This window comes from Streptomyces sp. NPDC127097 (assembly GCF_042724075.1).
Classification (GTDB): domain Bacteria; phylum Actinomycetota; class Actinomycetes; order Streptomycetales; family Streptomycetaceae; genus Streptomyces.
The window spans coordinates 1-11,412 of record NZ_JBHXFI010000107.1 but is presented as its reverse complement, the minus strand read 5'-3'; the positions used below and the strand labels follow the sequence as shown (position 1 = coordinate 11,412).

The window sequence follows — 11,412 nt, the reverse complement described above, 5'->3', positions numbered from 1 at the left end:
GCCGTCCAGGCACTGGTCGCCGACGGGCACGGCGTCTTCGTCGAGTGCAGTGCGCACCCCGTCCTCACCCCGGGCATCGAGGACACCGCGCAGGAGTCCGGCAGCCCCGTCGTAGTGACCGGGACCCTCCGCCGCGACGAAGGCGGCTGGTCCCGCTTCGCGCAGTCCCTCGCCCAACTCTGGTCACACGGCGTCCCGGTGGACTGGAGCACGCTGCTCCCCACCGGCCGGCGGGTCGAACTTCCCACCTACGCCTTCCAACGTCAGCGCTACTGGCTGGACGACACCGGCACCGTCGGCGATGTCACCGCCGCCGGACTGGCCGGCGCCGATCACCCCCTGCTCGGTGCGGCCGTTTCGATGCCGGGTAGCCAGGTGCTCACCGGGCGGCTGTCGCCGGCCACCCACCCCTGGCTGGCCGAGCGGATCGTCCACAACACCGCAGTGGTGCCCGAGACGGCGTTCGTCGACCTTGCCATCCGGGCCGGGGACCAGGTCGGCTGCGACCTCGTCCGCGAACTCACCGTGCACACACCGCTGGTGCTCCCGGACCGTGCTGCCGTGCTGCTGCGGGTGCTGGTCGCGGAGCCCGGCGCGGACGGCGGCCGGGAGATCAGTGTCTACTCGCGGCCCGAGGACGTCCAAGACGAGCAGGCGTGGATTCGGCACGCGAGTGGTGTCCTCACCCGAAGCGCTGAGCCGGCCGGTTTTGACGCACGGACCTGGCCTCCCACGGGCGCCGAGTCCGTCGATCCGGCGGACTTCTACCGCGAACGGGCCGAGCTGGGGCTGGGCTACGGCCCGGTGTTCCAAGGGCTGCGGGCGGTCTGGCGGCGCGGTGCCGAGCTGTTCGCCGAGGTGGCCCTTCCCGAGGGGGACACCGGCGACCCGAGCGGCTTCGGGCTGCACCCGGCACTGCTTGATGCGGCGCTGCACTGCGCCGGACCGGACGGGGCGCAACTGCCGCTCGCCTGGGCGGGGGTGAGCCTGCATGCCGTAGGGGCGACCGCACTGCGGGTGGCGCTGACCCCGGCCGGGGACGGGTACGCCGTACGGATCGCGGATGTCGAGGGCGCTCCCGTCGCCTCCATCGCGTCCGTGACCTGGGATGAGGTGCCGGTGGAGCGGCTCGCCGAGGTGGCCGGCCGCCGCGAGTCGCTGTACGGGGTGGACTGGGTGGCCCCGGCTCCGGCCCCGACCTCGGTGCCAGGGGACCCCGAGGGGAGTTCCCTGGTGGTGCTCGGGGGCGACGGTCTAGGGGTTGGTGCCGCGTCGGGCGGTGCCGTCAGGGACCTGGACGCCCTGAAGGCGCTCGATCCGACCCCGGAAGTAGTGGTTCTCCCGGTACCCGACTCAGGGGTTGTCGGGGTTCCCGGTGGGGTTCGGGAGGCCGCATATGGGGTGTTGGAGACGCTGCGGGCCTGGTTGGCTGAAGAACGGTTCGCCGGGTCGCGGTTGGTGATTCTGACCCGGGGCGCGGTGTCTGTGACGGGGGAGGAAGTAGATCTGGTGACGGCACCGGTATGGGGATTGGTGCGTTCCGCACAGTCGGAGAACCCGGATCATTTCGTGCTGGTCGACAGCGATGGCCGGGAGGCGTCGCGCGCTGCGCTGACGGCGGCCGTCGCCCTGGGCGAGCCTCAAGTGGCCATTCGTGAAGGGTTGTTGACGGTACCGCGGCTCACCACGCTGGAGCCGTCCGAGAAGGACGGCGGCCCGGTGTGGAAGCCGGAGGGCACCGTGCTGATCACCGGTGGTACCGGAACCCTGGGCACGCTGGTCGCCCGGCATCTGGTCACCGAGCATCAGGTGCAGAACCTGCTGCTGACCAGCCGCCGTGGCCCGGACGCCGAGGGCGCTGCCGCGCTCCGGGACGAGCTCACCGCTCTGGGCGCCCGGGTGACCATCGCCGCCTGTGACACCGCCGACCGGGACGCGCTGGCCGGACTGCTCGCCGCTATCCCGGCGGAGGCCCCGCTGACCGGTGTCGTGCACACCGCGGGCGTGCTGGACGACGGCGTCCTCGGGTCCCTGACCCGGGAGCGGATCGACGCGGTACTGCGGCCGAAGGTGGACGCCGCCTGGAATCTGCACGAGCTCACCAAGGACCTCGACCTGTCCGCCTTCGTGTTGTTCTCCTCGGCCGCCGGTGTGTTCGGCGCACCGGGACAGGGCAACTACGCCACCGCCAACGCGTTCCTGGACGCGCTCGCCGCGTACCGTCGCGCCCACACGCTGCCCGCCGAGTCCCTGGCCTGGGGGCTGTGGGAGGAGAGCAGCGGGCTGACCGGCACGCTCAGCGAGGCGGACCGGCAGCGTAAGGCCCGGGACGGTCTGCGTCCGATGTCCTCGGCGGAGGCGCTGGCGCTGTTCGACGCCTCGGTCGCGGGGGGACGGGCGCTCACCGTGCCGGTCCGGCTCGATCTCACGGCGCTCGGCGCGGGCCTGCGTACCGACGAGGTTCCCCCGCTGTTGCGTCAGCTGGTCCGCGGGACCCGGCGCAGCGCCGCGGCCGGCCAGGGCGGCGCGGACGGACTGCCGGAGCGGCTGCGGACCGCCTCCCCGGCGCAGCGGTCGCGTCTGCTGCTGAACCTGGTGCGTGGCCATGTGGTCGCCGTACTGGGCTACGCCGACGCGGACGCGGTGGAAGCGGGCAAGGCATTCAAGGACCTGGGGTTCGATTCGCTGACCGCTGTGGAGCTGCGGAACCGGCTCAACCGGGACACCGGGCTGAAACTCCCGGCCACCACGATCTTCGACTACCCCAACTCGCGGGTGCTCGCCGAATACCTCGGCACGCACTTCGCGGCGTACGGGGACGCCGGCTCCGGTGCCGCCGACGACGAGGAGACCATCCGCCGGATGCTGGCCTCGATTCCGCTGAACCGTCTTGCCGAGGCCGGGCTGATGAGCTCCCTGCTGGAACTGGCCGGGATCACCGAGGAAGCGTCCGAGACCACCGAAGACGACGACCGCGAATCGCTCGACACGATGGACATGGAAGCCATGATCCAGCTCGCGCTCGACGGTTCCGGCGCCGAAGACGACATGACGCGAGGACTGTGAGTTCACGATGGCCGTGCAGAAAGACCGCGTCGCTGAGGCTCTGCGAGCATCGCTCAAGGAGACCGAACGGCTGCGTGAACAGAACCGCAAGCTCGCGGGCGCGATGCGGGAGCCGATCGCGATCGTCGCGATGGCGTGCCGGTTCCCCGGCGCGAACTCGCCCGAGGAACTGTGGCGGATCCTGGCCTCCGGTACCGACGCCATGAGCGAATTCCCGGCCGACCGCGGCTGGGACGTGGCGAGTCTGTACCACCCGGACCCCGACCACCGCGGGACCTCCTACGTCAAGGAAGGCGGCTTCCTGGAGGGCGTCGGCGAGTTCGATGCCGGGTTCTTCGGGATCTCGCCGCGTGAGGCGACCGCGATGGACCCGCAGCAGCGGCTGCTGCTCGAAGCCTCCTGGGAGACCTTCGAGCGGGCCGGCATCGACGGTCTCTCGCTGCGCGGCAGCCGGACCGGTGTGTTCGTCGGGGTGAACTACCAGGACTACGCCTCGCAGCTGCGGGTGGCGCCCGAGGTGGCCGAAGGCTACGGCGTCACCGGCGCCTCGGCGAGTGTGCTGTCCGGCCGCATCGCCTACACCTTCGGCCTCGAAGGTCCCGCGATCACCGTGGACACCGCCTGTTCCTCCTCGCTGGTGGCGCTGCACTGGGCGATGCAGGCGCTGCGCGCGGGGGAGTGCTCGCTGGCCGTGGCCGGCGGCGTATCGGTGATGTCCACCCCCGATCTGTTCGTGGAGTTCTCCCGGCAGCGGGGTCTCGCCGAGGACGGCCGGTGCAAGGCGTTCGCGGGTGCCGCGGACGGCACGGGCTGGGGTGAGGGCGCCGGACTGCTGCTGGTCGAGCGGCTGTCGGACGCCCAGCGCAACGGTCACCCGGTCCTCGCGGTGGTGCGGGGGTCGGCGGTGAACCAGGACGGTGCGTCCAACGGTCTGACCGCCCCCAACGGCCCCTCGCAGCAGCGGGTGATCCGGCAGGCCCTGGCCAGCAGCCGGCTGTCGGCCGATCAGGTCGACGCGGTGGAGGCGCACGGCACCGGTACGACCCTCGGCGACCCCATCGAGGCCCAGGCGCTGCTCGCGACCTACGGGCAGGACCGCCCCGCCGACCGGCCGCTCTGGCTCGGCTCGGTGAAGTCCAACATCGGACACACCCAGGCCGCCGCGGGAGCCGCCGGGGTCATCAAGATGGTGATGGCCCTGCGGCACGGTGTGCTGCCCAAGACCCTGTACGTCGACGAGCCCACCCCGCACGTCGACTGGTCGGCCGGCGCGGTGCGGCTGCTCACCGAGGCCCGCGACTGGCCGGAGACCGGCCGCCCCCGCCGGTCCGGGGTGTCGTCCTTCGGGATCAGCGGCACCAACGCCCATGTCATCCTCGAACAGGCCCCGGAAGGCGCACCGGCCCCGGAAGAAGCCCCGGCGGCGCCGGACGCTCCGGCGGCTCCCGCGGTGCTGCCCTGGGTGCTGTCCGCCCGTTCCCGGCAGGCCCTGGCCGCCCAGGCCCGTGAACTGATGTCCTTCGTGGCCGGCCGGCCGGATCTGGACCCGGCCGACATCGGCTTCTCCCTGGCGACCAGCCGAGCCGCGCTGGAGCACCGCGCGGTCGTCTTCGGTACCGGACGTGACGAACTCCTCGCCCGCGTCGAGGAGTTGGCCGAGCGCGGGGCCGACGCCACCGGTGCGCTGTGCGGGGTCGCGGGCGACGGCCGGGTCGGTGTGCTGTTCACCGGCCAGGGAGCGCAGCGGCTCGGTATGGGCCGTGAGCTGTACGAGACCTACCCCGTCTTCGCGCAGGCATGGGACGAGGTGTGCGCGGAGCTCGACCCGCGGCTGCCCCGCCCCCTGCGGGAGGTCGTCTGGGGCGAGGACCAGCAACTCCTCCACCAGACCCAGTACGCCCAGGCCGCCCTGTTCACCGTCGAGGTCGCGCTCCACCGCCTCATGCGGTCCTGGGGCCTGACCCCGGACGTGCTGCTGGGCCACTCCATCGGTGAGGTCACCGCCGCCTACCTGGCGGGTGTGTGGTCGACGGCGGACGCGGCGCAGCTGGTCGCGGCGCGTGGGCGGCTGATGCAGGCGCTGCCGGCCGGCGGGGTGATGGTGTCGGTGCGGGCCTCGGAGGACGAGGTCCTGCCGCTGCTGGAGGGCCGGGAGCAGGTCGGGATCGCCGCCGTCAACGGCCCCGGGTCCGTCGTGCTCTCGGGTGCCGAGGACGCGGTGGAGCAGGTCGTCGCCGCTCTGGAGGCCGAGGGCCGTAAGGTCAAGCGGCTACGGGTGAGCCATGCCTTCCACTCGCCGCTCATGGAGCCGATGCTCGCCGAGTTCCGCGCGGTCACGGAGCAACTCACCTACCAGGAACCGCAGCTCGCGGTGGTGTCCAACGTGACCGGACGCCTGGCCGAGCCCGAGGAACTGCGCGATCCGGCGTACTGGGTCCGCCACGTCCGGGAGGCCGTGCGCTTCCACGACGGCATCCGGGCCGCGCACCGCGAAGGCGTGGACCTCTTCGTCGAGCTCGGCCCCGGCGGGGTGCTCTCCGCGATGGGCCAGGACTGTCTGCCGGAGACCGTCGCCTTCCAGCCGAGCCTGCGCGCGGACCGCCCCGAACCCGAGGCCCTACGCGACACCCTCGCCGGTGCCCACGTGCGTGGTGCCACCGTCGACTGGACCCCGCACCTCCAGGGCGGCCGGCGCACCGCCCTGCCCACCTACGCCTTCCAGCGCCGGCGGTACTGGCTCGAAGGCTCCGCCGGTGCCGGGGATGTCACGGCCGCCGGACTCGGCCCGGCCGGACACCCCCTCCTCGGCGCGGCCGTGGCGCTGCCCGACTCCGACGGCTTCCTCTTCACCGGCCGGCTGTCCCTGGCCACCCACCCCTGGCTCGCCGACCACGCGGTCTCCGGCACCGTGCTGGTACCGGGCACCGCACTGGTCGAACTCGCCATCCGCGCCGGGGACCAGGTCGGCTGCGACCTCCTGGAGGAACTCACCCTCCAGACGCCGCTGACCCTCCCCGGCCAGGGCGCGGTGCAGACCCGCGTCACCGTCGGCGAGCCCGCCGCGGACGGCCGTCGGGAGATCTCGGTGTTCTCCCGCCCCGAGGACGCCGACGCCGATGAGCCCTGGACGCAGCACGCCACCGGCTTCCTCGCCGCCGCGGCCGGCACCGGCACGCCCGACGGACTCGCGGGGGCATGGCCGCCCGCCGAGGCCGAACCCGTCGCCGTAGACGGCTTCTACGAGGAGCTGACCGCCGCCGGATTCGCGTACGGACCGGTGTTCCAGGGCGTGCGGGCCGCGTGGCGGCGCGGCGACGAGGTGTTCGCCGAGGTCGCGCTGCCCGCGGAAGCGGCCGAACAGGCGGGCCGGTTCGGTCTGCATCCGGCCCTGCTCGACGCGGCGGTACAGACCGTGAGCCTCGGCGCGTCCCTCACCAGCGGCGGGCCCGGCCTGCCGTTCTCCTGGACCGGCGTCCGGCTGCACGCGGTCGGCGCGGCCACCCTGCGGGCCAGACTCTCCCCGTCCCCGGACGGCGGGGTCGCGGTCCTCGTCACCGACGACACCGGCACGCCCGTGGCCACCATCGACTCCCTGGCGATCCGGCCGGTCTCCGGCACCCTCAAGCCCGCCGCCCGCGACCACTGGTCCTCGCTCTTCCACCTCGACTGGATCACGCTGCCCGAAGCGGGCGAGCCCGCCCCGGTCACCTGGGCGGCCGTCGGCAGCGGCACCGAGACCGTGGCCCGCACGCTGCGCGCCGCCGGCACCGAAGTGGTGACCGCCGAGGACTTCGCGGCCCTCGCCGCGCGGGACACCGTGCCGGACGCCGTGCTCTGGGCCTTGCCCGAGGCCGCCCCCGGCGAACTGCCGGACCGGGTACGGGAGACCACCACCCGGACGCTGGCCGCCCTGCGCGGCTGGCTGGCCGAGGAGCGGTTCGCCACGTCCCGTCTGGTCATCCTCACCCGGGGCGCGGTCTCCGTCACCGAAGAGCGCGGCCCGGACCTCGCACCCGCCCCGGTGTGGGGACTGGTCCGCTCCGCGCAGACCGAGCACCCGGACCGCTTCCTGCTCATCGACCTCGACGACCAGGACGCGTCCTGCCGCGCGCTGCCCGCCGCCCTCGCCGCCGGCGAACCGCAGCTCGCGCTGCGCGACGGCACCCTGCACGCCGCCCGTCTGACGAAGGCCGCCTCCGCCGCCCCGCTGACCCCGCCGGGCGGCCGGGCCTGGCAGCTCGCCAGCACCGCCAAGGGCAACCTGGACGCCCTCGCGCTGGTGGACAGCGACCGGGCCTGCGGGCCACTCGCCGGGCACCACGTCCGGATCGAGGTACGCGCCGCCGGCCTCAACTTCCGGGACGTGCTCAGCGCCCTGGACATGTACCCCGGCGACGCCGGAGCGATGGGACTGGAAGGCGCCGGCGTGATTGTCGAGGTCGGCTCCGGCGTGACCGGACTCGCCCCCGGCGACCGGGTCATGGGTACCTTCACCGAAGCCTTCGGCCCTCTCGCCGTCGCCGACCACCGGGCCATCGTCCGCATCCCCGACGGCTGGTCCTTCGCCGAGGCCGCGGCCACCCCGATCGTCTTCCTCACCGCCTACTACGCCCTGGTCGACCTGGCCGGAGTGCGGCCGGGCGACACCGTGCTGGTGAACTCCGCCGCCGGCGGCGTGGGCATGGCCGCGGTACAGCTGGCCACCCACCTCGGCGCCGAGGTCTACGGCACCGCCAGCCCTGCGAAGTGGGACGCCCTGCGGGACCTCGGTCTGGACGACGACCACATCGCCTCCTCCCGGACCCTGGACTTCGAGAACCAGTTCCTGGCCGCCACCGGGGGCCGCGGCATGGACGTCGTACTCGACTCCCTGGCCGGCGAGTTCGTGGACGCTTCCCTGCGGCTGCTGCCCTCCGGCGGCCGGTTCATCGAGATGGGCAAGGCCGATATCCGCGACGCGGACGAGACCGCCACCGCCTACCCCGGCGTCCGCTACCGCGCCTTCGACCTCCCCGAGGCCGGGCCGGAACGCACCCGCGAGATGTTCACCGACCTCCTCGCCCTGTTCGACCGCGGAGTGCTGCGCCCGCTGCCGCTCACCACCTGGGACGTGCGCCGCGCCCCGGACGCCTTCCGGTACATCAGCCAGGCCCGCCAGGTCGGCAAGGTGGTCCTCACCATCCCGCCGGCGCCGCACCCGGACGGCACGGTACTGATCACCGGAGCCAGCGGCACCCTCGCCGCCGTCATCGCCCGGCACCTGGTGGCCGAACACCGGGTACGCCACCTCCTGCTGGTCAGCCGGCGCGGCGCCGACGCACCCGGCGCGGCCGGCCTGCGCGCCGAACTCACCGCACTCGGCGCCGAGGTCACCCTGGCCTCCTGCGACATCGCCGACCGGGCCGCGGTGGCCGCGCTGCTCGCCGACATCCCCGCGCAGACCCCGCTGACCGGTGTGGTGCACACCGCCGGGGTGCTCTCCGACGGCGTGATCGACTCGCTCACCCCCGAACGGCTCGACCACGTACTGCGGCCGAAGGTGGACGGCGCCTGGCACCTCCACGAGCTCACCAAGGACCTCGACCTCTCCGCCTTCGTGCTGTTCTCCTCGGTGTCCGGTGTGTTCGGCGGCCCGGGACAGGGCAACTACGCCGCCGCGAACACCTTCCTGGACGCCCTGGCCGCACACCGCCGCGCGCTCGGCCTGCCCGCGCTCTCCCTGCCGTGGGGCCTGTGGGCCGAGGCCAGCGCCATGACCGGGAAGCTGGCCGAGCACGATGTGCGGCGCGCCGCCTCCGGTGGCGTGCTGCCGATGACCTCGGAGGAGGGCGTCGCGCTGTACGACGCGGCCGCCACCGTCGCCCGAGCCGTGGTCACCCCCGCCAAGCTGGAACTGAAGGGCGCCACCGCGGCGGAACTGCCGCCCGTGCTCAGCGGCCTGGTACGTACCCCGTCCCGCCGGGCCGCCGCGCTCACCGCACCGGACGCCGGCAACACCCTCGTCCAGCGGCTCTCCGCACTGTCCACCGCCGAACAGGACCGAGCCCTGCTGGACCTGGTACGTACACAGGTGGCCGCGGTGCTCGGCTACCCGGGCCCCGAGGCGGTGGAGGCCGAGCGCGCCTTCTCCGAGCTCGGCTTCGACTCGCTGACCGCGGTGGAGCTGCGCAACCGGATCAACAGCGGCACCGCACTGCGACTGCCCGCGACCCTCGTCTTCGACTATCCGAACTCGCAAGCCCTGGTGAACCACCTGCGCGGCGAACTGCTCGGCCGGCAGACCGACACCCCGGCGCCCGTGCGGTCCTCCGCTGCCGCCGACGACGAGCCGATCGCCATCGTCGGCATGGCCTGCCGCTACCCCGGCGGAGTGGAGTCGCCCGAGGACCTCTGGCGGCTGCTCGCCGACGGCACCGACGCGCTCTCCGGCTTCCCCACGGACCGTGGCTGGAACCTCGACGAGCTGTACCACCCGGACCCCGACCACCGCGGCACCTCCTACGCCCGCGCGGGCGGCTTCCTCGCCGACGCCACCGGCTTCGACCCCGCCTTCTTCGGGATCTCCCCGCGCGAGGCCCTGGCCATGGACCCGCAGCAGCGCCTGCTGCTGGAAACCTCCTGGGAGGCATTCGAGAGCGCCGGAATCGACCCCCACTCGGTCCGCGGCACCAAGACCGGTGTATTCGCCGGCGCGACCTCCGACGATTACTCGACCCAGCTGGCCCCGGTGTTCGACCAGACCGAGGGATACGCCAGCACCGGTACCGCGGGCAGCGTGGTCTCCGGCCGCATCTCGTACTCCTTCGGCCTGGAGGGCCCGGCACTGACCGTGGACACGGCCTGCTCGTCCTCCCTGGTGGCCCTGCATCTGGCGATCCAGGCGCTGCGCTCCGGCGAATGCTCACTGGCACTGGCCGGCGGGGTCACCGTGCTGGCCACCCCGGACGTGTTCATCGAGTTCTCCCGCCAGCGCGGCCTCGCCGCGGACGGCCGCTGCAAGCCCTTCGCCGACGCGGCGGACGGCACGGGCTGGGGCGAAGGCGCCGGCATGGTGCTGGTCGAGCGGCTGTCGGACGCCCGGCGCAATGGCCATCCGGTGCTTGCGGTGGTGCGGGGTTCGGCGGTGAATCAGGACGGTGCGTCCAACGGTCTGACGGCGCCGAACGGCCCCTCGCAGCAGCGGGTTATTCGTCAGGCGCTCGCCAACGCCGGACTCGACGCGTCGGATGTGGACGCGGTGGAGGCGCACGGCACCGGTACGACGCTGGGCGACCCGATCGAGGCCCAGGCGCTGCTCGCCACGTACGGCCAGGACCGCCCCGAGGACCGGCCCCTGTGGCTGGGCTCGATCAAGTCCAACATCGGACACACCCAGTCGGCGGCCGGCGCGGCCGGCGTCATCAAGATGGTCATGGCGCTGCGGCACGGTGTGCTGCCCAAGACGCTGCATGTGGACGAGCCGTCGTCGCATGTGGACTGGTCCGCGGGTGCGGTGGAGCTGCTGACGGAGGCCCGGGACTGGCCGGAGAGCGGTCAGCCGCGTCGGGCGGGTGTGTCGTCCTTCGGCATCAGTGGGACGAATGCGCATGTGGTGCTGGAGCAGGCACCTGAAGCGGAGCGGGTGGAGTCGGTTGCTCCGGTGACGGGGCCGGGGCCGGTGCCGTGGGTGCTGTCGGCGCGTTCGGAGCAGGCGTTGGTTGCCCAGGCGGGGCGGTTGGCGTCCTTCGTGGCGGACCGTCCGGGGCTGGATGCTGCTGATGTGGGGTTCTCGCTGCTGAGTACGCGGGCGGGGTTGGAGTACCGGGCGGTGGTGCTCGCCGCTGATGGTGACGAGGCGCTCTCGGGCCTTCGTGGGCTGGCTGCGGGGGCGGACCCTGCGGGCGTGGTGCGGGGCTCGACCGGCACCGGAGCCGGTGCCCGTGTAGCGCTGGTTTTCCCTGGTCAGGGTTCGCAGTGGCTGGGCATGGCGGACGAACTAATGGCTGCCTCCCCGGTGTTCGCGGGGCGGATGGCTGAGTGTAGTGCGGCGCTGTCGGAGTTCGTGTCCTGGAAGTTGGATGAGGTGCTGTCCGACGAGGACGCGTTGACGCGGGTTGATGTGGTGCAGCCGGTGCTGTGGGCGGTGATGGTGTCGTTGGCTGCGGTCTGGGAGGACTGTGGCGTGGTGCCGTCGGCTGTGGTCGGTCACTCTCAGGGTGAGATCGCCGCGGCCTGCGTCGCGGGCATTCTGTCGCTGCGTGACGGTGCCCGCGTGGTGGCGTTGCGCAGTCAGGCCATCGGTCGGGTGTTGGCCGGGCGGGGTGGCATGGTGTCGGTCGCCGGCTCGCGCGAGGCCGTTCAGGAGCG

General features: G+C 73.1%; 2 protein-coding genes. Both read left to right on the top strand.

Translation table 11 applies throughout. The features are described from left to right. On the top strand, window positions 1-3,066 hold a 3,066-nt coding region (locus ACFWJW_RS37290; RefSeq protein WP_387249766.1), incomplete at its 5' end, for a type I polyketide synthase. Between the two features lie 13 nt (window positions 3,067-3,079). Beyond that, window positions 3,080-11,412, top strand: an 8,333-nt coding sequence (locus ACFWJW_RS37285; protein ID WP_387249770.1) for an SDR family NAD(P)-dependent oxidoreductase, incomplete at its 3' end; no start/stop codon positions are given.